The organism is Candidatus Microthrix subdominans, assembly GCA_016719385.1.
GTDB classification, from domain to species: Bacteria; Actinomycetota; Acidimicrobiia; order Acidimicrobiales; family Microtrichaceae; genus Microthrix; species Microthrix subdominans.
The window spans coordinates 971873-996236 of sequence record JADJZA010000001.1; the positions used below are offsets into that span (position 1 = coordinate 971873).

21 protein-coding genes and 1 pseudogene are annotated in these 24364 nt (G+C 69.3%); 12 read left to right on the top strand and 10 right to left on the bottom strand.

What is annotated here, in order from left to right:
* The first annotated feature begins 47 nt into the window (after positions 1-47).
* From IPN02_04525 to IPN02_04535, 3 genes are read left to right on the top strand one after another with little or no spacing between them, the layout of a single operon-like run.
* Positions 48-524, top strand: coding sequence for an SRPBCC family protein (locus IPN02_04525; protein ID MBK9296132.1), 477 nt, complete (start codon positions 48-50; stop codon positions 522-524).
* Positions 525-573: 49 nt separating this feature from the next.
* Complete coding sequence (locus IPN02_04530) at positions 574-1338, top strand: ABC transporter ATP-binding protein (GenBank protein MBK9296133.1); 765 nt, start codon at positions 574-576, stop codon at positions 1336-1338.
* Complete coding sequence (locus tag IPN02_04535) at positions 1335-3002, top strand: hypothetical protein (GenBank protein MBK9296134.1); 1668 nt, start codon at positions 1335-1337, stop codon at positions 3000-3002. Before IPN02_04530 ends, IPN02_04535 begins: the two co-directional genes overlap by 4 nt.
* A 13-nt stretch (positions 3003-3015) precedes the next feature.
* Here the strand turns inward: IPN02_04535 and IPN02_04540 are convergent, their stop codons facing one another.
* Positions 3016-3450 (bottom strand): hypothetical protein, encoded by a 435-nt coding sequence (locus IPN02_04540; GenBank protein MBK9296135.1) that lies wholly within the window; start codon positions 3448-3450, stop codon positions 3016-3018.
* A 66-nt stretch (positions 3451-3516) separates the two neighbouring features.
* On the bottom strand, positions 3517-4236 hold the full coding sequence (locus IPN02_04545; GenBank protein ID MBK9296136.1) for a type 1 glutamine amidotransferase: 720 nt from the start codon (positions 4234-4236) through the stop codon (positions 3517-3519).
* Between the two features lie 449 nt (positions 4237-4685).
* On the opposite strand from IPN02_04545, the gene IPN02_04550 reads away from it, so the two are divergent.
* Positions 4686-6440, top strand: coding sequence for an acetolactate synthase large subunit (locus IPN02_04550; protein MBK9296137.1), 1755 nt, complete (start codon positions 4686-4688; stop codon positions 6438-6440).
* Positions 6437-6946, top strand: a complete 510-nt coding sequence (gene ilvN, locus IPN02_04555; GenBank protein MBK9296138.1) for an acetolactate synthase small subunit — start codon at positions 6437-6439, stop codon at positions 6944-6946. The genes IPN02_04550 and ilvN overlap by 4 nt, the downstream gene beginning before the upstream one ends.
* 28 nt (positions 6947-6974) lie before the next feature.
* Here the strand turns inward: ilvN and IPN02_04560 are convergent, their stop codons facing one another.
* Complete coding sequence (locus tag IPN02_04560; GenBank protein ID MBK9296139.1) at positions 6975-7874, bottom strand: hypothetical protein; 900 nt, start codon at positions 7872-7874, stop codon at positions 6975-6977.
* A gap of 88 nt (positions 7875-7962) precedes the next feature.
* Positions 7963-8796 carry a hypothetical protein gene (locus IPN02_04565; GenBank protein ID MBK9296140.1) on the bottom strand — a complete coding sequence of 278 codons (834 nt, stop codon included), beginning with the start codon at positions 8794-8796 and terminating at the stop codon, positions 7963-7965.
* Positions 8797-9079: 283 nt separating this feature from the next.
* Here IPN02_04565 and ilvC point away from each other — a divergent pair, with 283 nt between their 5' ends.
* Positions 9080-10108, top strand: a complete 1029-nt coding sequence (ilvC, locus tag IPN02_04570; GenBank protein ID MBK9296141.1) for a ketol-acid reductoisomerase — start codon at positions 9080-9082, stop codon at positions 10106-10108.
* Between the two features lie 171 nt (positions 10109-10279).
* Positions 10280-11179, top strand: a pseudogene (locus IPN02_04575) (TIGR03564 family F420-dependent LLM class oxidoreductase).
* 115 nt (positions 11180-11294) lie between these two features.
* Here IPN02_04575 and IPN02_04580 read toward each other — a convergent pair.
* Positions 11295-11810 (bottom strand): 8-oxo-dGTP diphosphatase, encoded by a 516-nt coding sequence (locus IPN02_04580; protein ID MBK9296142.1) that lies wholly within the window; start codon positions 11808-11810, stop codon positions 11295-11297.
* Positions 11807-12457, bottom strand: coding sequence for a carboxymuconolactone decarboxylase family protein (locus tag IPN02_04585; GenBank protein ID MBK9296143.1), 651 nt, complete (start codon positions 12455-12457; stop codon positions 11807-11809). The genes IPN02_04580 and IPN02_04585 overlap by 4 nt, the downstream gene beginning before the upstream one ends.
* A gap of 132 nt (positions 12458-12589) precedes the next feature.
* On the opposite strand from IPN02_04585, the gene IPN02_04590 reads away from it, so the two are divergent.
* On the top strand, positions 12590-13918 hold the full coding sequence (locus tag IPN02_04590) for a bifunctional o-acetylhomoserine/o-acetylserine sulfhydrylase (protein ID MBK9296144.1): 1329 nt from the start codon (positions 12590-12592) through the stop codon (positions 13916-13918).
* Positions 13919-14000: 82 nt separating this feature from the next.
* Here the strand turns inward: IPN02_04590 and IPN02_04595 are convergent, their stop codons facing one another.
* From IPN02_04595 to IPN02_04605, 3 genes are all read right to left on the bottom strand, one after another.
* Complete coding sequence (locus IPN02_04595) at positions 14001-14300, bottom strand: hypothetical protein (protein MBK9296145.1); 300 nt, start codon at positions 14298-14300, stop codon at positions 14001-14003.
* 208 nt (positions 14301-14508) lie between these two features.
* On the bottom strand, positions 14509-15261 hold the full coding sequence (locus IPN02_04600) for an alpha/beta fold hydrolase (GenBank protein ID MBK9296146.1): 753 nt from the start codon (positions 15259-15261) through the stop codon (positions 14509-14511).
* 119 nt (positions 15262-15380) lie between these two features.
* Positions 15381-17165, bottom strand: a complete 1785-nt coding sequence (locus IPN02_04605) for an acyl--CoA ligase (protein ID MBK9296147.1) — start codon at positions 17163-17165, stop codon at positions 15381-15383.
* Positions 17166-17316: 151 nt separating this feature from the next.
* Between IPN02_04605 and IPN02_04610 the strand changes: the two genes are divergently transcribed.
* Positions 17317-17958, top strand: a complete 642-nt coding sequence (locus tag IPN02_04610) for a hypothetical protein (protein ID MBK9296148.1) — start codon at positions 17317-17319, stop codon at positions 17956-17958.
* Positions 17959-18039: 81 nt separating this feature from the next.
* On the opposite strand, the gene IPN02_04615 is transcribed toward IPN02_04610, so the two are convergent.
* Positions 18040-19149 carry a phosphoserine transaminase gene (locus IPN02_04615; GenBank protein ID MBK9296149.1) on the bottom strand — a complete coding sequence of 370 codons (1110 nt, stop codon included), beginning with the start codon at positions 19147-19149 and terminating at the stop codon, positions 18040-18042.
* A 140-nt stretch (positions 19150-19289) separates the two neighbouring features.
* On the opposite strand from IPN02_04615, the gene IPN02_04620 reads away from it, so the two are divergent.
* From IPN02_04620 to IPN02_04630, 3 genes are all read left to right on the top strand, one after another.
* Positions 19290-20492, top strand: a complete 1203-nt coding sequence (locus IPN02_04620) for a pyridoxal phosphate-dependent aminotransferase (GenBank protein ID MBK9296150.1) — start codon at positions 19290-19292, stop codon at positions 20490-20492.
* 635 nt (positions 20493-21127) lie between these two features.
* The gene (locus IPN02_04625) at positions 21128-22654 is read left to right on the top strand and encodes a S9 family peptidase (protein MBK9296151.1); all 1527 of its coding nucleotides are present in this window, start codon (positions 21128-21130) and stop codon (positions 22652-22654) included.
* Positions 22655-22769: 115 nt separating this feature from the next.
* On the top strand, positions 22770-24344 hold the full coding sequence (locus tag IPN02_04630; GenBank protein MBK9296152.1) for a B12-binding domain-containing radical SAM protein: 1575 nt from the start codon (positions 22770-22772) through the stop codon (positions 24342-24344).
* Positions 24345-24364 lie beyond the last annotated feature (20 nt).

Here is a 24364-nt window from a genome sequence, read left to right on the forward strand (position 1 = left end):
ACGCCGAAGCGGCGCGCGACGGTGGCGCCGAGCGCGAAGATGGACCCATGAGCCGCCGCACCGTCACCGTCCGCCGTTTCATCGCTGCGCCACCCGAGGTGGTCTTCGACCTGATCGCCGACAACTCGGCGTGGGGGAGGTGGGCGATCGGCCTCGAATCCGAACGCGAGGCGGAGGGCCACGACCATCCCGATGGCGTGGGTGCAATCCGCAAGGTGGGACGAGCGCCGGTCGCCAGCCGCGAGGAGATCACCGCCTTCGATCCGCCCCGATCGCTCAGCTACAAGCTGCTGACCGGCCTCCCACTTCAGGACTACGAGGCGTCGGTGATGGTGGAGCAGGTGACCGACGGCAGCCTGCTGACGTGGGCCGGATCGTTCGTACCGGTCAACGGGGTGCAATCCGCCGGGGGCGCGACGGCGTTGCGGGCGGCGTTGGGGAGCTTCTGCGTGAGCATCGCCCGCTACGTGTCACGCGACGACGGCGACGACGACCTCTCGGTGCACGAAGGCACCGTCGATTAGACATCCGGGCTGCGCCGCCGCGGCTGCGGGGCGTCGCTACGCTCCACCGATGCCCGCTGCGCTCGTCACCGAGGATCTGGCCAAGGCCTTCGGTGCCAACGTCGCGGTCGGCGGGCTCAGCCTCGTGGTGCCCCAAGGGAGCTGTTTCGGGCTGATCGGACCCAACGGCTCGGGCAAGACGACGACGATGAGGATGTGCGCCGGGCTGCTGCGTCCCGACAGCGGACGGGCGAGCGTCGATGGCGTCGACGTGTGGGTCGACCCGGTTGAGGCCCGCCGCCGCATCGGCGTCGTGCCCGATCCGCTGTTGTTGTTCGAGCGCCTGTCCGGCATCGAGCAACTGGTGCACACCGGCCTGCTGCGCAACCTCGGTCGAGCCGTGACCGAGGAGCGGTCCTGGGCGTTGCTGGAGGTGCTCGGCCTGACCGGTGCGGCCGGCGAGGTGATCGGCGACTACAGCCACGGCATGCGCAAGAAGCTGTCGCTGGCCGCTGCGATGCTGCATCGCCCCGCACTGTTGTTGCTCGACGAACCGTTCGAGGGCGTCGATCCGGTTTCGGCGCTCACGGTGCGGCGGGTGCTCGACCGCTATCGCCACGCCGGCGGCACCGTCGTCGTCTCCAGCCACGTGATGGAGGTTTTGCAGCGCTTCTGCGACCGGGTGGCCATCATCGACCGGGGCCAGGTGCTGGCCGCCGGACCGCTGGACGAGCTGGCCGGCGACAGCACCACCCTGGAGGAGGCGTTCATCGCCATCGTCGGCGAGTCGCCCACCGACGCACGCTTGTTGGACTGGTTGGACGCGCCGACGTGACCGAGCCGGGCGTCGTGGCCGGTCGGACCTCGGTGCGGCCCGCCCCCGCTGAGGTGGCTGCCCATTCGGCGCCGCCGCCGTTGGGCCCGGCACTCGCCGCCCGGCGCATCGTCGAGCTGAAGGTGGCGTTGCTGACGGCGCTGGCCCGCACCTCGATCATGCATGCGGTTGGGCTGGCGGTCGGCACCGCCGTGGCGGCGGTGGTTGGCGGAGCCATGGGCGTGGGGATCGCCGTGGGAGCCCGCCAGGTGGACTGGCTCGACCCGGTGCTCGTCGTCGGCGCCACCGCGCTGCCGGTGGTGGCGGTTCTCTTCGGGGCGATGGTCGGGGCCGAAGGCACGATCGACCCTCGGCGGCTGGCGGTGTTGCCGCTGTCCAACTCGGCCCTCTCGGCCGGCACGCTGACCGCAGCGCTCGTCGGACCGGCAGGGCTGGCCGGCATGTTGCTGGCGGCCGGCACGGTGGCCGGCTACGTACCGGCGGGTCCCGGGGCGCTGATCGTCGTGGCGGGCGTCGTCGGCCTGGCGACGTTGACCGTTACCTGCGCCCGGCTGGCCACCAACGTGTTGGGCATGCTGGCCGGGGGTCGGGGCCGGCGCTTCGCCAACCTCCTCACCGCCTCCGCCGGGCTGTTGCTGGCGGCGGGTGCGCAGCTGATCAGCTTCCTGATGACGCGGCCCACCGGGTGGTGGGAGAACGCCGCCGACGCAATGGCCTGGACGCCCACCGCCCAGCTCGCCCGTGCGGTCACCCAGGCCGGCACCAGTCCCGGGGCGGCGACGGCGCACCTGCTGGCAGGTCTGGCGGTGTTGCCGGTGCTGTTCGTGTTGCACGGACGCACCTTTCGCCTGTTTCTGGTGGCGACGCCCGGCGCCGGCGCAGCCTCGAAACGTGCTCGACGGCAGCGGCGGCCCTACCCGCGATGGCTGCCCGAGTCGCCCGCCTGGACAGTGGCGGTGCGCTCGGTGCGCCTGAAGTTGCGGGAACCGCGCCTCCTGACCGGGCTGGTCGCCGCGCTGGCGTTGGCGATCGGTGGGTCGCTGGCCGTCGTGCTGTCCTCCGGGGATGGCCGCAACCCCACCATGGTGTTGCTGGGGACCGCCGCCCAGTTTGCCGTGATCTTCGACAACCAAAACGTCTTCGGCACCGATGGTCGGGCGCTCGGCGCCGACCTGATCGCCAACGGCGACCTGTCCCACCTCGTGCGGGGCAAGCGGCTGGCTGCGCTCTTCTCCGGGGTCCCGCCGGTCGTGGTGGTGCCACCGATGGTGGCGGCGCTCACCGGTGGGTGGTCGCTGGTGCCGATCGGGCTGCTCCTCGGTGCCGGCGCTGCCGTCCTCGCCTCCGGTGTGGCCATGTTCGTCAGCGTGAACGCGCCGATGGCCCAGCCCGAATCCTCCAATCCGTTTGCGTCAGCGGACGCCGGGCAGGGTTGCCTGTCGGGCCTGTTTCTCGGTTTCAGCCTGGCGTTGATGGGCATCGTCACGATCCCGCCGGCGCTGGTGATCGGGTATTTCGGGCCGGGGCGGCCTGCGTTGGTGGTGGCCTTGGTCGCCGTCTCCCTCGCCGTCGACGTTGCGCTGGGGGCGCTGGCCGAGCGCACGGCCACCCGGATGCTGACCGGCCGTGCCGACCGGGTGCTCGACGCGGTGACGCCCACCTGAGCGCCTCGTTGGATCAGTGGGCGCGCCAGTCGGTGCGGCCCGCTCGCACCGCCGTCGCCGACACCTCGGCGAACTCCGGCGGAAGCCACAGGCGGTGTTCGCCGGGGGTGGACCATCCCTGGCGAGGGGCGACGGCCACTTCGGGCAGCGAGGCGAGGGCGGCCCGCTGCGCAGCTTGGTCCCCACCGTAGAAGCGCAGCTCGTGGAGCTGGTGCCACTTGTCGGCGCCCATCACCACGGCGTCGTAGCCGACGGCCAGGTCGGCGATCAGCCGATGCTGCGAGACGACGATCCCGATGTCGCTGCGCCCATCGGCGAAGCGGTGCAGCGCAGCGACGCGCTGTTCGATCTGTTCGCTGAGGTGGGCCTTGTCGAAGGCGGCCTGGCTGATCGCCAGGTCGAGTCGATCCAGCCGGCGCTGCTCCAGCGCCGCGTCGATGACCGCCACGTGGGCGACGGTCAGAGGGTGAAACGACCCGGGGTAGATCCCCCGACGGGGTTGATCCGCCGCCACTCAGCCGACGTTGCGTTGCGTAGCGGCGCGACGCACGAACTCGACGATCCAGTCGGCGGTCAACCCCTGGGTGACCCCCAGATCCAGCGACGCGAGCCCACGGCGGGTCTCCTCGTCGCCGATGCGTTCCCATCGGTCGAGCGTCAGCAACTGCGACAACTCCGGGGTGTACTCGGGGTGGCCCTGGAACGAGATGGCGGAGCCGTAGGCCATGCCGGCGACCGGGCAGCCCGGCCCCTCGGCGAACACGACGGCGCCCTCGGGCGGCACGATCACCTGGTCCTGGTGGGAAGCGATCAGCCTGAACTCCTCAGCCGCCGGCACCATCCATGGCTGAGGCCGGGTCACCCGGTACGTCTGGACGCCGACCCGCCAACCGACGGCGGCCCGCTCCACGGTGCCCCCCAGTGCGACGGCCAGCAGTTGGTGGCCGAAGCAGTCGCCGATGTAGGGCCGGTCCTCGTCGACCAACGTGCGCACCAGCTCGAGGGCGCTCGGTAGCCAGGGAAGCTCATCGCTGACGAGCGAATGGGCCGAGCCGGTGGTGATCCAGCCGTCGACGGCGTCGAGATCGTCCGGAACCTCGCCGCGGTCGAGGTCCACCCGCAGGAGGGTCACGTCGTGTTCGGCGAAGAACGAGGCGAACAGCTCGGGATAGTTGCCGCCGGGGCCTTGGGCGGCCGGTGCCACCTGACCGCACATCAAAAGTCCGAGCAACATCTGTGCCTCCAGCAACACCCGAGCCGGTGCGCGGCCTGTTGTCTGGAACCTAGTGGTTGTGAAAGCCGCCGGGCGCGAGACAGACTGGGCACGTGGCCACAGCGATCCCTTCCCCCTTGTGTCTCCCCATCCTTGTAGTACCGCGCTGACGCGCACACCCGATTCAGTTCGTTGGCGTGCGTGATGACCTCCCCAGGTGGGAGGTCATCGCAGTTTTCGGCCCGAATCGGTCGTGCGCACGTCACCGTGCTATCGAAGCACACCACGGCGGCGCCGCACACCGTCGAGCCAGGCTCATACCAAGCATCACCGCTCCAACCGCCCAGCCCAGCCTTCCCCATTAGCCCACCCTCACAGGAACGATCATGGACCCCACCCCGCACCTCGGCGACGACCCGGCCGCCACCCCCGCTGATGGTTCGTCCACCGTCGGCGCCGCCCCCGAGCGGATCAACGGCGGCCAGGCGCTGATCCGCTCGCTCGAGCTGGAAGGAACCGACACGATCTTCGGGTTGCCGGGCGGGGCGATCCTCCCGGTGTACGACCCGATCCTCGACAGCCCGATCCGTCACATCCTCGTCCGGCACGAGCAGGGCGCCGGGCACATGGCCGAGGGCTACGCCCACGCCACCGGACGTCCGGGGGTGGCGATGGTGACCTCCGGCCCGGCGGCCACCAACATCGTGACCCCGCTGGCCGACGCCTACATGGACTCGGTGCCGATGATCTGCATCACCGGGCAGGTGGCCACCGCATCGCTGGGGACCGACGCCTTCCAGGAAGCCGACACGGTCGGTATCACCCGGTCGGTGACCAAGCACAACGAGCTCGTGACCTCGGCGGCCGATATCCCGCTGAAGGTTCGTCAGGCCTTTCACCTGGCGACGACCGGGCGGCCGGGTCCGGTGCTGCTCGACATCCCCAAGGACATCGTCGACCCGAACAACCCCGACGCTTGGTTCGATTGGGTCTGGCCCACCGACGACGAGGTGCGTGCGTCCCTGCCCGGCTACCGGCCGACGACGACTGGCCACCCCCGTAAGGTGCGCGAGGCGGCGGAAATGATCCTCGCCGCCGAGCGGCCGGTGCTTTACGTCGGCGGGGGAGTGCTGAAGGCCCGGGCGGCCGAGTCGCTGCGCGAGCTGGCCGAGCTGCTCGACATCCCGGTGGTGACCACGCTGATGGCCCGGGGGGCGTTTCCCGACGACCATCCGTTGTGCCTGGGCATGCCCGGCATGCACGGTAACTACACCGCGGTCACCGCCATGCAGCGGAGCGACCTGCTGATCGCGTTGGGCAGCCGGTTCGACGACCGGGTCACCGGCAAACTGGCCGAGTTTGCACCTCTTGCCAAGGTGATCCACGTCGACATCGACCCGGCTGAACTGGGCAAGGTGCGCAACGCCAATGTCCCGATCGTCGGGGATTGCCGGCAGGTGATCGATGCGATCCTTGCCGACCTCATCCATCTGGGTGGCGCCGACGCGGCCACCGACATCACGGCGTGGCGCTCGACGGTGTCGGGATGGCAGGAGAAGTACCCGCTCGCCTACGACCAGTCCGAGCCGGGGGAGCTGCTCAAGCCGCAGTACGTGCTCGAGCAGCTGCGCGACCTGTCGCCAGAGGACACGATCGTCGTGTCGGGCGTGGGCCAGCACCAGATGTGGGCCAGCCAGTTCTGGACATTCCGGCACCCCTACACCTGGATCAACTCCGGGGGCCTGGGCACGATGGGCTTCTCGGTGCCGGCGGCGATCGGGGCAAAGGTCGGCATGCCGGACCGCACGGTGTGGTCGGTCGACGGCGACGGCTGTTTCCAGATGACCGCTCAGGAATTGGTCACCGCCGCAACCGAACGCATCCCGGTGAAGGTGGCCATCTTGAACAACGCCTATCTGGGCATGGTTCGCCAGTGGCAGGAGATGTTCTACGAGGAGCGCTACAGCGAGGTCTACCTCAGCCCCGACCTGCCCGACTACGTGAAGTGGGCCGAAGCGATGGGCTGCGTGGCGTTTCGCGTCGAGTCACCCGAGGAGGTGGCGCCGACGATCCGTAAGGCCAACGAGATCGACGACCGCCCGGTCGTCATCGAGTTCCGCACCGACAGCTCGGAGAAGGTGTTCCCCATGGTGCCTTCCGGTAAAGGCAACGACGAGATTGTGGTGTCGCAGGACTCCGACGAAGCCGAAGGGATCACCCAATGATCGATGAAGACCACCACCACGTGCTGTCGGTGCTCGTCGAGGACAAGTCGGGCGTGCTCGCCCGGGTCGCCGGGCTGTTTGCCCAGCGCGGGTACAACATTGAATCCCTGGCGGTCGCCCCGTCCTCGGATCCGGGCCTGAGCCGGATCACGATCACGGTCAACGTCGACACGGCACCGCTCGAGCAGATGGTCAAGCAGCTCAACAAGCTGGTCAACGTGCTGAAGATCACCGAGCTTGCTCCCCGGCACTCGGTGGAGCGGGAGCTGATGTTGGTGACCGTGCGGGCCGAACCCGACCGTCGGCGCGAGGTGATCGAGCTCACCCAGGTGTTCAACGGGCGGATCCTCGACGTCGGTCACCATGCGGTGACGGTGGCCCTCGATGCCCGCCCGGACCGGCTCGACACCTTCGAGCGGTTGCTCACGCCCTACGGCGTGGCCTCGCTCCAGCGGACCGGCAGGGTGGCGCTGCCCAAGATCGACGACGAGCCCGGCAGGTCGTAGCGGACCGGTCGGTTGACACCGACGTCGCTTACGTGCCGTTGCGTGGCGGTGCCCCGCATTGCTCGAAGAGATCCTCGAGGTCGAGCTGAAGGGTGGGAGAGAACTCGGCTTCCAACTTGGCGACGCTGCCGCTGTTCAGAACCTCGGACAGGCTGACGCGTTCGGCGAGACCGACGCCGACGCACGACGCAGCCTCGGCGTTGAGGCCCTGGGCGGCGTAGTGGTCGGTCAACAGCTGTACGAGGTGGGTGGCTCCGCACGGGTCGACCGCCTCGGCGACCGGTCCGAGCAGCTCGGTGGTTGTCCCGGTCGACTGCCGCGCCACCTCGGTCACCAGCGCGCCGGTTGCGCCGTCGAGTTCCCCAGCGATGCAGGTGGCAAAGCCGGGGTCCAACGTGGCGTCCAGACCAAGGCGGATGACGTACTCCTCGCCGAGCCGCTCACCCAGAAACCCGGCGTCGACGCAGCGGCTGATGGCGTCGGCGACGATCGTCCCGCCGGTGGGGGTGAGCTCGCCGAGACCCCCACCGGCGGTCACCACGCTGAGGTCCTGCGGGGGCAAAGCCGATGCCTGACGTTCCAGGCAGGTCCGTTGCTCGGACGAGACCGCCACACCGTTGGTCGAGGTCTCACCCAGGCCGGGCACGCCGGCCCGATCCACCAACTGGGCGAGGGGTCCGCCGAGCCCGGCGATCACCCTGGTCCCACCGGTCGAAGCGCCCACGCCGGTGTCCTGCGAACCGGGCTGGGCGACCTCATCGTTCGTCCCGGGGGCATCGGAGCTGCCGGCCCGGCGTGCGCGCTCGTCGCCACCGGACGCGCACCCCGGGCCCGCCAACAGCACGGTCAGCAGCGCGGCCGCGCCGATCAGGGCTGCGGAGCTGGGTTGCGTCGGGGTCCGGCGCAGCGCCGCAACATGACCGGACAAGACGCGAGGGCGTCGGCAATGGAACACCGCCCGAGGATATCGAGTGTCGGTGGCGCTGCGACCACCTGGTGCCACCAGCCCGGTGGAGCTATCCGGCTGCCTCGCACTCTTTGGCCAGCTTCTCGATATCGGCCTCCAGGGAGGCCGGGAGTTCGCCGCCCTGTCCGAGTTCGATCAGGTCGGACATCGTCACCTTGCCCTCAAGCCCGTCCGCAATGCACTGGGCGACCTCGTCGCGCAGCCCGCTCTCCTTGAACTGCTGGAAAAACAGGTCGCTGATGATGATGTCGCCGCAGGCGTCCAGCAGGTCGATGACCGGCTGGGGAATCTCGTCGCCTCCAGCATTCTCGGCGAGCGACGCTTCGACGAGCAGGTCGCCGACCTGGCCTTCGAGTTCGGTGCTGAGGCACGCGGTGAACTGTGGGTTGGGCTCGCTGCCCAGCTCCTTGGAGAACTCTTCGGAAAACACGGTGGCGATCTCTTCCGGCGGGATGCAGGTGTTCATCGCTGCGGTGACGATCTCGGTGCCCTCGGGCGAGAGCCCGGCGAAATCGTCGTCGTTGATCACCGCGTCGTAATCGGCCTCCGAGAGATCGGCGGCCTCCTCGTCCAGGCAGGACTCCACGTCCGGCCCGAACGTCTCGTCGGAGGACCCGCCGTTGAGGCCGGGGAGCGACACCGCCTCCTCGCCCAGCTTCGACCCCAGGCCGACGTTGCCACCGGTGAGCCCACCGGCATCGGAGGTGGTCGTTTGCGCCTCGTCACTCGTGGTCGTGCTCGCCTTGGTCGTCGAGCTGGCGGCCTCGATGTCGTTGCCGCAGGCGCTCAGCGAGCCTGCCAGCAACAGCAAGCCGGAGATGACGGCAAGCGCCGACCGGGCAGATTGGCGATGGCCACGTTTGGAACTGAAGACGGTGCTCACGGTGGGAGAGGCTACCGCCGGTATGGGCGACTTCGCATCCCCGAGGGGAGAAAAGCTCGGATCGCGCTGCGTTAGGGGCGAGGATCCCGCCTCGGGTGAAGGCACCGTTCGCCGAGCGACCGTCTCTCCTCGCCCGTCCCTGCGGGACGGTTGGGCGTGGGCGCCTACGCTGGGGGGCCGAACATTGACCGGTCCCGGGTCGCTACGCCACCGCTGCGGAGTTCCCTCCCGACCAACGGATCTTTCCAACCAACCGATCACTCACCAACAAGGAGCCCCCGACATGGCAACCGTGTCCTATGAACGCGACGCTGACCGATCGCTGATCGCCGACCGCAAGGTGGCCATCCTCGGTTACGGGTCCCAGGGCCACGCCCACGCCCTCAACCTGCTCGAGTCGGGCGTCGACGTCCGCGTGGGCCTGCGCGAGGGTTCGTCGTCGCGGGCCAAGGCCGAGTCGGCCGGCTTGGCGGTGACCGACCTGGCCTCGGCGGCCGCCGAGGCCGACCTGATCATGATGTTGCTGCCCGACACCGACATCGGTCCCGCATACGAGGAGTTCGTTGCCCCCAACCTCAACGACGGTGATGCCCTGTTCTTCGCCCACGGGTTCAACGTGCGGTTCGGATACGTCAAAGCGCCCGAGGGCGTCGACGTCGCCATGGTCGCACCCAAGGGGCCCGGTCACCTGGTGCGCCGCACCTACACCGAGGGCGGCGGCGTTCCCTGCCTGATCGCCGTTTCCCAGGACGCCAGCGGCTCGGCTCGGGGCCTGGCCCTCGCCTACGCCGATGCGATCGGTGGCACCCGTGCCGGCGTGCTCGACACCACCTTCGAGGAGGAGACCGAGACCGACCTGTTCGGTGAGCAGGTTGTGCTGTGCGGCGGGCTGACCGCACTGGTCCAGGCCGGCTTCGAGACGCTCGTCGACGCCGGGTATCAGCCCGAGTCGGCCTACTTCGAGTGCCTGCACGAGCTGAAGCTGATCATCGACCTCATGTACGAGCAGGGCATCTCCGGTATGCGCTACTCGATCTCGACCACCGCCGAGTACGGCGACCTCACCCGTGGACCCCGCGTGATCAACGAGGGGGTCCGCGCCGAGATGGGCAAGATCCTCGACGAGATCCGCAGCGGTGAGTTTGCCACCGAGTTCATCGACGAGGTCCGCTCCGGCGGGTCGCGCTTCGCCGAGCTGCGCAAGGCCGGCCAGGAGCACCAGGTGGAGCAGGTCGGCGCCGAGCTGCGGTCGATGATGCCGTGGATCTCCCAGGGCAAGACGAAGGTCGAGGACATCTCCGGCGGCGACTAGTCGCCTCCGTCCGTTTTCTGCGCATTGGGACCGTCGACACCGCCATGGCGGGGTCGGCGGTCCCAGCGTCGTTTTCGGGGACGGTCGGTCCGCTGGTCGTCAGGAGTGCCAGACTGCATTTCTGATCATCAGGGCCACTGCCGCCCGTGAACGACGCCGAGGGGGCGCACCATGAAGTTGGGGATTTTCGACGGTAACTCCGGGCCACAGGTCACGGTTGACGACTATGTGGCCAATGCTCGGGCGGCGGCCGAGGCCGGCTTCGACAGCTACTGGCTTCCCCAGATCTTCGGGATGGAAGCGCTGACGCTGCTGGCGGTCGTCGGCCGCGAGGTGCCCGGCATTGCGCTCGGCACCTCGGTGGTGCCCACCTACCCCCGCCACCCGATCACGATGGCCGCCGAAGCGTTGACCACCCAGAAGATCTCCGGCGGACGGCTGCACCTCGGCATCGGCCTCAGCCACCAGATGGTGATCGAGGGAATGTTCGGCTTGTCCTTCGACCGCCCGGCGGCCCACATGGAGGAGTACCTGGCGGCGCTCACCCCGCTGTTGAGGGGCGAGGCTGCTGACGCCTCCGGCGAGCGCATTTCGGCCCATGCCAGCCTGGAGATCGGCGCCGACCCGGTGCCGCTGCTCGTCGCCGCCCTCGGCCCGAGGATGCTGAGGCTCGCCGCCGAGTACGCCGATGGGACGATCACCTGGATGACCGGGCCGAAGACGCTGTCCAGCCACACGATCCCCACGTTGGCGGCCGCTCGCGAGGAGCTGGGCAAGGGGCCTGCACGGGTCACGGCGGCGCTGCCGGTTGCGGTGACCGCCGACGTCGCCGGCGCCAAGGAGCGGGCCGCCAAGGCCTTCAGCATCTATGGGATGTTGCCCTCATACCGGGCCATGCTGGACCGGGAGGGTGCCGACGGCCCCGCAGACGTGGCGATCATCGGCTCGGCTGGGGAGGTCGGCGAGCGGATCGGCGAGCTGGCCGAGATCGGCGTCACCGACTTTGCTGCGGTCGAGTTCCTCCCCGGTGAGGAGGGTGCCGGCACCCGCGAGGTGCTCACTGGCCTGCTGTATCCCGGTCCGGGGGGGGCCGTGCCGGGCGGGGGGGGGCGGGGGGGGGGTTGTTGTGCTGTGGGCCCCTCGTTGGGGGGGGGGGGGGGGGGGGGGGGGGGGGGGCCGGGGGGTGTTACAGCCGCGAGACCGTCCAGCCGGTTGGGCGGCCGTCATCCCAGGGCATCAGCGCGTGGAACTGGCGGGGGTCATCGTCGAACATCAACGCCAGAAAATGGGCATCGCCCTCGTGGAAGTCGAGTCCGCTGTCGGGGCGGGTGGCGGGATCGCACCAGGCCATCAGAGCGCTGCGGGGCACCCAGGCCAGCTCGCCCTCGTCGTTGGCGGCGGGCACCTGGCCGCGCCACTCGGTTATGAGAAACAGAAACCCGAACCAGTCGTCGCCCCCAGGGCCCTCGAAGCCGGGCCAGGAGATGGTTCCTCGCAGCCGCATCTTGAGGGGCACGATTGCCGCCTCTTCGTGCAGCTCACGGGCCATGCCGGTGGCGACGTCCTCGTCGGGCTCCAGCTTGCCGCCCAGCCCGTTGTGTTTCTGGTCCGGCCGGTTGGTGCGGTGGACGAGCAGCACCAGGTCGTTGGCCCGATCCCAGACGAAGCCCAGCGTTCCCATGACCGGCCGGTAACGGCTCATCCCGGTGGTCGGCCGCCGCCCGGGCCGGGCTCGATCACGTCGGATGCACCCTCGCCGCCGTCGATCTCGCGGATCGGGTCGTCGACGTCGTCCCACTCCAGGCGAAGGGCCTTGGAGATGTCGGCGTGCATGGCGTACCAGGCGGTGATGTAGGTGAACTCGATGATCTCCTCGTCGCTCAGGTGCGCCCGGAGCTCGACGAACACGGCGTCGCTGACCCGCCCGTTGGCCCCGACCAGCCCGTCGGTGTAGGCGAGGACGGCCCGTTCGGCCGGCTCGAACAACGCCGACACCTCCCACGACGCAATAGCGTCGATCTTGGCCTCGTCCATGCCGAGCCCGCGGCACGACTTGCGATGCTGGCTGTACACAAAATTGCTCTGGCGCAGCCATCCGGCCCGGGTCTGGCCCAGTTCCCGCAGGACGGGGTCCAGACGGCGCTCCGGGTCCCGGTACAGGGCGAACCCTGCCAGGCAGTGGGCGAACACGTCGGGGGAGGCGGCGAAGGTCGTCCACCAGTCCCCGGGGGAGCCGGTGGCGGTACCCGGGTCGGACACCGGGTCCTTGTCGCCGAAGATGTAGGCGTACGTTGCCGCCACCCGCGGGTCGCTCACCTCGTCGAGTGGAACCTGTCCAAGTCTCCCCATCGGGCCAGGCTACCGGCGGCTCGGGAGGGCTGCGACGGCCTCTACCTAATCCCGACCTTGTAAGTCGGGATTAGGTCCTTCTAGGCTCTGCCCGTTCCAACTTCGAGTCACCACAGAAGAGGCGTACCCCACATGAGCGAACAGACCCCCGACCGTCAGCAGGGCTTCGAGACCCGTCAGATCCACGCCGGCCAGGAGCCCGACCCGACGACCGGTGCGTGCGCCGCCCCGATCTATCAGACGACCGCCTACAGCTTCCGCGACGCCGCCCACGGTGCGGCGCTGTTCTCCCTCGAGGAGATCGGCAACATCTACACCCGCATCATGAACCCGACGCAGGGCGTCTTCGAGGCGAGGCTGGCGGCGCTCGAGGGTGGCGTGACCACGGCTGTCGGACTCCCCGGCGCCCTGGCGGTCGCCAGCGGCATGGCCGCCGAGACCTGCGCGATCATGACGCTGGCCGAGGCCGGCTCACACATCGTCACCGCCGCCTCGCTGTACGGCGGAACCTACAACCTGTTCCGTCACACCCTGCCCAAGATGGGCATCGAGGTGACCTTCGTCGAGGACGCCGGTGACATCGAGGCGTGGAAGGCCGCGGTGCAGCCCAACACCAAGGCGTTCTACGGCGAGACGATCGGCAACCCGCGCAACGACATCCTCAACATCTCGGCCGTGGCCGACGCCGCCCACGAGGCGGGCGTGCCGCTGATCGTCGACAACACGGTCGCCTCGCCCTTCCTGTGCCGCCCGCTGGAGCACGGTGCCGACATCGTCGTGCACTCGGCCACCAAGTTCATCGGCGGCCACGGCACCTCAATCGGCGGCATCATCGTCGACGGCGGCAGCTTCGATTTTGGCGACGCCGAGAAGTTCCCCGGGTTCAACGAGCCCGACGAGAGCTACAACGGCCTCACGTTCTGGCCCTCGCTGGGCCACGGCTCGTACATCCTCAAGGCACGCCTGCAGTGGCTGCGCGACACCGGCGCGGCGATCTCGCCGTTCAACGCCTTCATGATGCTGCAGGGCCTGGAGACGCTGTCGCTGCGCATGGAGCGCCACGTCTCCAACGCCCAGGCGGTCGTCGAGTTCCTCGATGCCCACAATCAGGTGGAGCGGGTGAACTACGCGGGGCTGGCCAGCTCGCCGTGGGCTGAGCACGCCGCCAAGTACGTGCCCGCCGGCGCCGGGTCGGTACCCAGCTTCGTCATCAAGGGCGGCCGCGCCGCCGGCGAGACGTTCGCCAACGCACTCGAGCTGCACTATCAGTTGGCCAACCTGGGCGACGTTCGCTCCCTGGTGGTCCACCCGGCGTCGACCACCCACAGTCAGCTCAACGACGAGGAGCAGCGCTCGGCGGGTGTCGAGCCCGGCCTGGTGCGCCTCTCGGTGGGCCTCGAGAGCATCGACGACATCATCGCCGACCTCAAGGTTGGATTCGCCGCTGCGGCCCAAGCCTGAGCGCAGGGGGAAACCGAGCCTGAGCGCAGCGGGGAACCGAGCCTGAGCGCAGCGGGGGACCGAGCCTGAGCGCAGCGGCGGCTCAGCGGTCGAGTTGGAACCGGGGTGCGCCGTCGACGACGGCCAGCACCCCGGTTTCGCCCAACAGTTCGATGGGATCGGCTCCCCCCGGCACCAGTTCGCTCGCAGGGCAACCCAGCGCAAGCACCTCGCCCTTGTGTTCTCCGTCGAGCAGGGTCACCTCGATGACGACCGTGCGTTCATCCTTCGGATCCTGATCGGCGTCGATGACGAAGACGTCGTAGCTGCCGTCGGGAAGGGGAGCGGCGTCCGGCGGTGCGTCCTCGGCCCCACCCTTCGTCGAGTCAGCGGCGTCGGACATGGGGGCGAACCTACAGGACCCACCCGAACTGGGGAGCCCAAAGCGCGCTCTGGCGGTCGTGTGCACTCCCGAGTTGCGGGCGCTCCCCGTAGTCGGGAGTGCAGAGCGCGCTCTGGCGGTCGTTTGGGCTCCCGAGTTGCGGGTGCCCCGAGTTGCGAGTCGTTCCCGTAGTCGGGGTGACCCAAGAGCAGCCGGAGAGCCTCAAAGGTCAGAAGGCGGAGCAGTTCATGTCGATCTCTCGACCGGCGAGGGCATCTTCGACTCCCGAGTACACCGTCGCATCGATGATCAGCCCGAGGTGCTCGATGGCCCGCTGCGGGCATTGGCTCTGCAACTCGACGTTGGTGGCTCCGTCCTTGAGCGCCGCGTTGCTGGGCGGGATCACCAACTCGTCAATGGCGGAGTAGATGCTGACGTACTTCACCGGTGCGATGACGTCGGGGCCGGCGTTCAACGCGTTGAGGTACGGCGAATCGATGGCCATCTGCAAGCAGGCGGTGTGGCCGAGGCAGGTACCAAACGTGAGTGCGGCGAGCAGGTTGGTCAACACCGTGCCGTAGTTGGGCGCACCCAGCATGACCAGCGTGTCCACCTTGGTGTTGCCGCCGTAGTTCTTGACGCAGTCGCGAGCCACCAGGCCACCCTGGCTGTGGCCGACGAGGTCGACCTTGGTTGCGCCGGTCTTGGCCTGTACGACGTCGATCTCCGAACACAGCGCCTGAGCGGTGAGGCTGATGTCCTGGGCGCCCAACGTGGGCAGCTCGAAGATGGTCGTGTCGTAGCCGTCGGCCCGCAGCCGGTTGGCAAGGATCTCGTTGGCGAAGCTGGGTGAGAAGGTGCCGGCGACGATGATGACCGGATTGCGTCCGGGAACCGGGGCCGGTTGACAGCCGGTGGCCAACACGGCGGCGATGAGGAGGGTGGCGGCCATGACCGCTTTGATGGAGATGGTGTGTCGCATTTCACGAACGCTAGTCACACAATCAGCCCGTTGCTAGGCATCCGCCTCAAGAATCGGACGCGAATGAGCATCGTGTTCCAAAGCGCACTCGCACCCGCTGGGTCATGGCGTCGGCGGTCCTACATCGTTTCGGCGAAGCTGACCGGTCCCTCGCCGCGCAGCACATTCTTGAGGAGCTTGCCGGATGCGTTGCGGGGCAGCTTCTCCGGCCAGCGCTCGATGATGGACGGCACCTTGAACCCAGCCAGCCGCTCGGCCACCCAGGACTGAAGCTCGGCGTCGGTCACAGCGGCTCCCTCGGTGAGCTCGACCACCGCCTTCACCTCCTCGCCCAGGGCCGGGTGGGGCACGCCGACGACGGCTGCGTCGGCCACCTCGGGGTGCTCGACCAGGCGCTGTTCGATCTCGACGCAATAGACGTTCTCTCCCCCTCGGATGATCATGTCCTTGGCTCGATCGGTGATGAACAGGTACCCCTCGGCGTCGAGATGCCCCAGGTCGCCGGTGTGAAGCCACCCATTGCGGATGGCCTGGGCGGTGGCATCGGGCCGGTTCCAGTAACCGGGCATGATGATCGGCCCTCTCAGCAACACCTCGCCTTGTTCCTCGGGTCCCAGGTGAACCCCGTCGGCCCCGGCGATCGCAACGTCGACGACGGGCATGGGCAGCCCGACCGAATCGGGTCGGTCGACGCGCGATCCCGCCAGGTGCACGGTGGCCACCGAGGACGACTCGGTCAGCCCATAGGCGTTGGAGGTGGCCCGCACGTTGGGGAACGTGTCCCTGATCATCCGCTGCAGTTCCAACGCGGAGGGGGAACCGCCGAAGGCGACCGACGTGACCGACGAGGTGTCGTAGTCGCCGCGGCCCGGGAACTCGCAGGTGCGCCAGATCATCGTGGGGACGGTCGACCAGATGCTCACCCGCTCGCGCTCGATCAGCTCGAGGGCCAGCTCCGGTGTGAACCTGCCGGGCACCATCACCAGCCGGAGGCCGCCGAGCAGTCCGACGACGAGCGTGGAGTGGCATCCGGACACGTGGAACAGCGGCGAGGTGAACAGCGCCGCGGTCTGGCCGCCCGTCGACGCAGCGGCAGGTTCGCCGAGGCGATCGAGCACGGCGGCGTTGGCGGTCAGCAGGAACACGGTGTTCTGCAGGTTGGCCACCATGCCCCGATGGGTGGAGATGGCCCCCTTGGGTCGGCCGGTCGTCCCCGAGGTGTAGAAGATCACCGCCGCATCCCCCTCGTCGAGGGCGACCTCGGGCGGGCCCGGATCGTCGCCGGCGGTCAGCTCGGCGAACTGCGAGACCAGCGGGTGGGCGTGATCGCCGTCGATGGCGAAGACACGTTCGAGCTGTGGAAGCTCGTCGAGGTGATCGACCACCCGTGCCAGGCGCTTATCATCGGCGACGAGCACCTTGGCGCCGCTGTCCTCCAGCCCGAAGCGGATCTCGTCGGTGTTCCACCAGCCGTTGAGCCCGACGAGGACGGCGCCCAGGTTGACCGTTGCCCAGAACGTCAGGCACCACTCCGGGTTGTTCTGGCTGAGCACCGCTACGCGGTCGCCGTGTTGCACCCCGGCCGCAGCCAGGTTGGCGGCAATGCGGTTGGCGTCGGCTGCGAACTCGGCGAAGGTGATCCGGCGATCGCCGTAGACGATGAAGGTGGCGTCGCCATGTGCCGCAGCGAACGCGAACACCTCGCGCAGGTTGGCCATCCGGCTGGCATACACCTTCATCGGGAGCGGCTCGGGCCCTCCGATCCCGGCCACGTCGTCGATGATCACCTCGAAGGTTCCGCCCGCCCCGGTGAGTTCTTCTCGCACGTCGGCGATCACCGTCGCCGGAGACGCCGGGCCCGCAGCATCCGATCGGGCGGTGGATGGGTTGGTCGGCTGTGTCATAGGTCTCATTCTGGTCAACGTCACCCACGCGAAACTGGAAAAGTCGTTCGGTGATTGCGGGGTGGGTTCCAACGCGCTCGGGCCGGCGAGCGTTGCGCGTCGGCGATACGAGGGGCTCGGAGCGACCACGAGGGCCCGGTAAGGTCCGGCCGTGACCCAGCGTGCTCGTTCGTCATGTGACCTCTCGACCCCCGACCGTCCGGTGACCGTTGCGACCCTGGGCCGCTCAGCGCGACGCTGGTCGGCCGCGCTGCTCGTCGCCGGGGTGGTGCTGGCCGGGTGCAACGCCGGCGACGATGGCCCGTCCGAGGACGCCGGTGCCGATGCAACCAGCGCTTCGGCACCTTCGAGCACCGCTGGACCTACCACCGACGAGACGATGGCAGCGCCGACCACGCCCGCTCCGTTCCAGCTTCCGGCGCTGGGACCTGAGAGCGCCGTGGGTACCGGGCTTCCGGACGGGATCTACGCCGCCACGCTTAACAGCGTCGATGCAGAGAACGCGTCGCTTGGCCTTAACCTGGTGACGGTCAGCGACCAGGGCGGCGTGCCCATCGCCACCGACGAGGACCCGCTGGGGCTCGTCGATCGCCCCACGAACGGCGACACCGAGATCCTGTTGTTGCCGACCGAGGGCGGCGGTCTGCGTCCGGCCACCCAACGGGAGCTGTGGAACACGATGGGTAAGAAGGACACCGGCTTCGCCGTCGGCGACTCGTCGGTGCTGTTCTTTACGATCGAGGGCGGGACGATCGTCAAGGTCGAACAGCAGCCCTACATCGCACTGCAGTGACCGGGCATCCCGGGGGAGCGGCCGACGCGCCGACGGTTGCGCCCTGGATGGGGCGGCCAAGGCCATCCGGCCTCGCTGGGATCAGGCGAGCTGCTCGATGACCCAGTCGATGCAGCCGGTCAGGGCGGTGATGTCGTCGGGCTCGATCGCCGGGAACATGGCGACGCGCAGCTGGTTGCGGCCCAGCTTGCGGTAGGGCTCGGTGTCGACGATGTCGTTGGCCCGCAGCACCGCCGCCACCTCGGCCGCATCGACCGAGTCGTCGAAGTCGATCGTGCCGACGACTGGCGAGCGCAGCGCCGGGTCGGTGACGAAGGGCTCCGCCAGTGCGTGGGCGTCCGCCCAGCCGTAGAGCCGAGCGGCCGAGTCGGCGCAGCGGCCGGCCGAGAAGGGCAGCCCGCCGTTCTCCAGGATCCACTGCACCTGGGCATTGGCCAGCACCAGCGTCGCCAGCGCGGGGGTGTTGTAGGTCTGATCCTTGCGGGAGTTGTCCAGGGCGGTGCCCAGGTTGAGGAACTCGGGCACCCAGCGGCCGGACAACGACTCGATGCGCTCGATGGCGGCGGGGGAGCACGCTGCCAGCCAGAGGCCGCCGTCGGCGGCCAGGCATTTCTGGGGTGCGAAGTAGTAGACGTCGGTGGCGGCGGCGTCGAAGCGGATGCCCCCTGCGGCCGAGGTGGCGTCGACGGCGACCAGGGCGCCATCGTCGGCACCCTCAGGGCGAGCCAAGGGGATGGCCACCCCCGTCGAGGTTTCGTTGTGGGTCAGCCCGTACAGGTCGACGCCGGCGACGGCCTCCAGCAACGGGGCCGAACCGGGGTCGGCAGTCGCCACCGACGGCTCGCCGATGTGGGGGGCCTTACGTGCGGCCGTCGTGAATTTGGAGCTGAACTCGCCGAAGTTCAGGTGGTGGCTGCGCTCGGAGATCAGGTTGAAGGTGGCGGCGTCCCAGAAGGCGGTGGTGCCACCGTTGCCGAGCAGCACCTCGTAGCCGTCGGGGAGGCACAGCAGCTCGGACAGCCCGTTACGAAGCTCGCCAACAAGAAACTTCACCGGCAGCTGACGATGGCTGGTGCCCATCAGGTCGCCGCCCAGCGAGGCGAGCGTTGCCATCGCCTCGGGCCGGACCTTGGACGGGCCGGCGCCGAAGCGGCCGTCGGAGGGGCGGAGGTCGTCCGGAATGGTGGGCATGGGAGAGTTGGTCACCTGCTCAGTGTGGGTGAGCAAGGGCGTCGGTGCCAATCTGGGCGGTGGAGAAACCGATCGTGGGGACGCACCGAACCCCAGGTACCCTCGCACCGGCCACGACGACCCAACCGAGGACCACTTTGATGACGAACTCACGAGTTTCCGCACTGATCGGCGGCATATCTCCGTCGGCCACCCTGGCGGTCGATGCCAAAGCCAAGGCCCTGCGAGCCGCCGGCGAGTCGGTCGTCGGCTTCGGTGCCGGCGAACCGGACTTCCCGACCCCGGAGGCCATCGTCGAGGCCGCCGCCGAGGCGACCCGGGACCCCAGGTGGCACCGCTACTCGCCCGTGGCCGGTCATCCCGACCTGAAAGAGGCGATCGCCCAGAAGACCGCCCGCGATTCGAGCTACAAGGTGGAGGCCTCCCAGGTGCTCGTCACCAACGGCGGCAAGCAGGCGGTGTACCAGACGCTGCTGGCGCTGCTCGACCCGGGGGACGAGGCGATCATCCCGGCGCCGTATTGGACGACCTACCCAGAACCGGTTCGGCTGGCCGGCGCCACCCCGGTGTACCTGGCCACCGACGAGACCTCCGGGTTCCGCGTGACCATCGAGCAGCTGGAGGCCGCCCGCACCGAGCGCACCAAGCTGTTGGTGTTCGTGTCGCCGTCCAACCCAACCGGGGCGGTGTACCCACGCGACCAGATCGAGGCGATCGGCCGGTGGGCACTCGAGCACGACATCTGGGTGGTGACCGACGAGATCTACGAGCACCTGGTCTACGGCGATGCCGAGTTCCACTCGATGCCGGTGGTCGTCCCCGAGCTCGCCGACCGGTGCGTGGTGCTCAACGGCGTCGCCAAGACCTACGCGATGACCGGCTGGCGTGTCGGCTGGATGATCGGCCCCGCCGACGTGATCAAGGCGGCCACCAACCTGCAGAGCCACTCCACCTCCAACGTCTGCAACGTCGCCCAGCGCGCCGCCCTCGCTGCGGTCAGCGGTGACCTCGAGGCGGTGGCGGGGATGCGCGACGTGTTCGACCGGCGCCGCGTGACGATCCATCGCATGCTCAACGAGATCCCTGGGGTGACCTGCCTGGAGCCCGAGGGGGCGTTCTACGCGTTCCCCAGCTTCGCCGGGCTGTTGGGCCGGCCCCTCGCCGGCCATGTGCCGGCGACCTCGCTCGAGCTGGCCGACCTGGTGCTCGAGCACGCCAAGGTGGCGTTCGTGCCGGGTGAGGCGTTTGGTGCCCCGGGCTACGGGCGCTTCTCCTTTGCGCTGGCCGATGACGACATGGAGGAGGGCATCGCTCGCATCGCCCGGCTGGTCGCCGCAGGATGACCGACGGAGCGCCCTCCGCCGACGCCTCGTCCGGGCAGGGTGGGCCTGACGGGTATCGCCCGGGGTGGTGGCCCAGCCCGCTGAGCGCGGCCCAGGTGGCGGCGCCCGGATCGCGCCCGAGCGAAGTGCAGGTGGCCGACGGTTCGATCTTCTGGTCGGAGAGCCGCCCCGACGAGGACGGCCGGGTGGCGGTCGTTCGTTGGAATCCGGAGCGGGGCGCGGTCGACGTCGTGCCCGTGGACGCCGACGTGCGCACGCGCGTCAACGAATACGGCGGCGGCGCCTGGCGGGCCGCCCCGGGTGTCGTCTACGCCTCGCTGCGCTCCGACGCCCGCGTCTGGGCCATCCCAATCGACGCCGACGGGGTGGCGGGCGAGCCCCGACCGATCACCGCCGAGTGCCCGCCCGATGCGGTCAGTCGGTACGCCGACCTGCAGCTGACCCCAGACGGTCAGTTCCTGGTCTGCGTGCGGGAGCGGCCGGTGCCCGGCCTCGAGCCGGTACAGGAACTGGTTGCGGTGAGGGTGTCCGACGGGCGGGTCTCCATCCTCGCCGCGGGGTCGAGCTTTGTCGCCGATCCTCGGATCTCGCCGGACGGGGCCACGATCTGCTGGTTGTCCTGGAGCCATCCGGACATGCCCTGGGACGCCACCACTCTGTGGGCCGCCGACCTGGCGATCACCGGGACCGCCATGTTGGACATCGCAGAGCCGCGCGTGGTGGCCGGCGGCCGCACGGCCCTCGAGGCCGGCGGAGCCCCGGCGTCGGTCTCCGATGCGGCCTGGGGCCCGGACGGGGCGCTGTGGTTCGCCAGCGACCACCTCAACGGCTACTGGAACGCCATGGCCTGCCCGCCGGGGCTACCCGAGGCCGGATCGGGCCGCCCGGTCGGGCTGGGCCGGTGGGAGGTGGCCCAACCCCATTGGGTGTTCGGTCGATGCCGCCTGGCGCCGCTGCCCGGCGGCGGGGCGTTGAGCGCTCGTCGCATCGACGGACGCGATGTGTTGACGCTGTTGGCGGCGCCGCCCGGCGGCGGACAGGGCGGTGGGGTGGCCGTCGAACTGCCGGCCCCCACCCTGGCCGACGATGTCACCCAGGTGGAGACTTTTTCGGTCGGGTCCGGGCCGGCCGGCGCGTTCATCGTGGCGGCGGTCGTCGCCGGCGCCGACAGCTCGCCGCACGTCCGCTGGTGGCATGAACACGATCTGACCGTGACGGCCGCCGAGGCGGCCGGCAACCGTCCCGAGGAAGGCGCGGGAGCGCAACGGCATCCCGACGGGCGGTTCCTGAGCGGACCGGGCACGTCGCAGGGTCTGGTGTCCCTGGCACCCGAGTGGGTCTCCAAGCCGCAGCATCTGGCGTTTTCGACCGAGAGCGCGACGGAAGCGGGAGCGGAAGCCTCTGGGATACAGGGTGGGGCGGCGGTCGGGCACACCTTTGCGTTGTACTACCCGCCGCGCAACCCTGAGGTTGGCGACGTGTCGGAGCCGCCGCCGTTGGTAGTGCGCATCCACGGCGGCCCTACCGCTGCCGCCGAGTGGCGCTACCGGGCCGACGTGCAGTTTTGGACCACGCGCGGGTTCGCCGTCGCCGACGTCAACTATCGCGGCTCGACCGGATACGGCCGTCCCTATCGGGAGGCTTTGCGGGGAGCGTGGGGGGTCGCCGATGTGGCCGATTGCGTGACGGTGGCTGAGGGCCTGGCCCAACGGGGCCTTGCCGATCCGGACCGGTTGTTCATCCGGGGCGGCTCAGCCGGCGGGTTCACAGCGCTGGCCGCCGTCACCTTTCATGACACCTTCGCTGCGGCGGCCTCGAGCTACGGCATCGCCGACCTGGCCCTGCTGGCCGCCGAAACCCACAAGTTCGAAAGCCGCTACCTCGATGGGCTGGTCGGCCCCTATCCCGAGCAGGCCCAGGTGTACGCGGCCCGATCGCCGCTCTTCCACGTCGACACCATCGACGTACCGGTGCTGGTGCTGCAGGGGTCCGACGACCCCGTGGTGCCGCCCAGCCAGGCGGACGCTCTCGTCGACGCGTTGCGTAGCCGGGGAGGCCGGGTGGAGGAACGGCGCTACGAGGGTGAGGCCCACGGCTGGCGGCGCGCGCAGACGATCATCGACGCCCTCGAGACGGAGCTGAATTTCTTCCTGTCGATCTGACCGATCCGAGCCCGTCGACCCTCCCGGTGGTCCCCGGCGACACGAATCTTGTTTCAATCCGTGCTGGTACCCTGACTCGGCCACCGGGCGTTCCCGACGACGGGGAGAGAACCTCATGTGCGCAGTAGCTCGACGCGGCAATCGACCTCACGTCACCGTGATCAAGGCCCGCTGGGGTTCGGTGGGGCTGCACCATGTGTCGTTGCACCGGTTCCCCCCGCTGGCGGCGATGACCATCGAGGCGCTCGCCCGCCGCGAGGGCTGGGACACCGCCATGATCGACGAGGACGCCGAACAGCTCGACCTCGACGCACCGACCGATCTGGTGGCGATGACCACCTGGACGGCCAACGCTCCCCGCACCTACCGGATCGCAGCGGCCTATCGCGCCAAAGGCATCCCGGTGGTCATGGGCGGCGTGCACCCATCGATGTTGCCGGGCGAGGCCGCCCGTCATGCCGACGCCGTCGTGGTGGGGGAGTGCGAAGCGATCTTCGGCAGGGTGCTCGCCGATGCCGCCGCCAACCGTCTGAAGCAGTTCTACGAGGGGTCGTGGGAGGACCTGTCGCTGGCGCCGACCATCGACGAGCTGATGCCCCGCTACGAACAGTTTCCGCGCGGGCGATACCTGCCCACCCACACCACCCAGACCACCCGCGGGTGTCGCTTCAACTGCGACTTCTGCTCGGTGATCCGCATCAACGGACGAGGTCAGCGCCACCGCGACCCGGCCGCCGTGGTCGACGAGCTGCGCATCCGGGTGAAGATGCCCGGCCGGCCGCCGGGAACCCCGATCGTCGTGTTTTTCACCGACGACGACCTGGCCGCCGACCAGGAGTACTGCGGGTCGCTGTTCGAGGCGATGGCCTCGGCCAACCTGCCGGTTCGTTTCGCTGCGCAGACGTCGATCGGCCTGGCCCGTAACCCCGAGCTGCTCCGGCTGGCCGAGGCGGCCGGAGCGGCCCTGTTCTTCATCGGCTTCGAGAGCGTCAACCGCCAGGCGCTCAAGGAGGCCAACAAGAAGAACCGTCCTGCCGAGTTCGCCGAGCTGGTGCAGCGTCTTCACGACGCCCACATCGCCGTCGAGGGCGGCTTCATCTTCGGGTTCGATTCCGACGGGCCCGGCGCGTTTGCCGACACGGTACGCGCTGCCGACGAGATCGGCGTCGACACCGCCCACTTCACCATCCTCACCCCGCTGCCGGGCACACAGACGTTTTCCCGTCTCCATGGCGAGGGTCGAATCTTCGACTACGACTGGTCGCACTACAACGCCTACCGGACACTCTTCGAGCCGGCGCAGATGTCGGTGGCCATGCTCGATGCCGGCGCCCGCTGGGCGTACGGGGCGTTCTATTCCTCCAGCGCCCGTCGGCGCCGAACCTGGGCCCAGATCAGGCGCAGCTCGCCGATGATGGCGGCCGCCTACCGCTTCGTCGGTGGGTCCTATGCCCGCCACTACGGCGTCGGTCTGCAGGGCAGCAGCGAGGCGCCGTTCCAACCGCACCCCGACGACATCGCCCACCTGGCGACCGTGTCGAACTTTGATGCCAACCAGGTGCTGATCGAGGCGTTGGCGCTCGCCTCGGGCGGCCGCCCATCGTCGGCCGGGGCGGCCACCCCGGTGAACGTTTCACTCGGTCGACCGGTTGCGGCGTCCACCGGGACCACCGTCGCCGGAGGGGGCTGAGCGCCACCCCGGATGCCACT

Coding starts and splice junctions, on each gene's coding strand:
- IPN02_04525 (MBK9296132.1), top strand. CDS start 48: ATGAGCCGCCGCACCGTCACCGTCCGCCGTTTCATCGCTGCGCCACCC.
- IPN02_04530 (MBK9296133.1), top strand. CDS start 574: ATGCCCGCTGCGCTCGTCACCGAGGATCTGGCCAAGGCCTTCGGTGCC.
- IPN02_04545 (MBK9296136.1), bottom strand. CDS start 4,236: ATGTTGCTCGGACTTTTGATGTGCGGTCAGGTGGCACCGGCCGCCCAA.
- ilvN (MBK9296138.1), top strand. CDS start 6,437: ATGATCGATGAAGACCACCACCACGTGCTGTCGGTGCTCGTCGAGGAC.
- ilvC (MBK9296141.1), top strand. CDS start 9,080: ATGGCAACCGTGTCCTATGAACGCGACGCTGACCGATCGCTGATCGCC.
- IPN02_04580 (MBK9296142.1), bottom strand. CDS start 11,810: ATGAGCCGTTACCGGCCGGTCATGGGAACGCTGGGCTTCGTCTGGGAT.
- IPN02_04585 (MBK9296143.1), bottom strand. CDS start 12,457: ATGGGGAGACTTGGACAGGTTCCACTCGACGAGGTGAGCGACCCGCGG.
- IPN02_04590 (MBK9296144.1), top strand. CDS start 12,590: ATGAGCGAACAGACCCCCGACCGTCAGCAGGGCTTCGAGACCCGTCAG.
- IPN02_04595 (MBK9296145.1), bottom strand. CDS start 14,300: ATGTCCGACGCCGCTGACTCGACGAAGGGTGGGGCCGAGGACGCACCG.
- IPN02_04600 (MBK9296146.1), bottom strand. CDS start 15,261: ATGCGACACACCATCTCCATCAAAGCGGTCATGGCCGCCACCCTCCTC.
- IPN02_04605 (MBK9296147.1), bottom strand. CDS start 17,165: ATGACACAGCCGACCAACCCATCCACCGCCCGATCGGATGCTGCGGGC.
- IPN02_04615 (MBK9296149.1), bottom strand. CDS start 19,149: ATGCCCACCATTCCGGACGACCTCCGCCCCTCCGACGGCCGCTTCGGC.
- IPN02_04620 (MBK9296150.1), top strand. CDS start 19,290: ATGACGAACTCACGAGTTTCCGCACTGATCGGCGGCATATCTCCGTCG.
- IPN02_04625 (MBK9296151.1), top strand. CDS start 21,128: ATGCCCTGGGACGCCACCACTCTGTGGGCCGCCGACCTGGCGATCACC.
- IPN02_04630 (MBK9296152.1), top strand. CDS start 22,770: ATGTGCGCAGTAGCTCGACGCGGCAATCGACCTCACGTCACCGTGATC.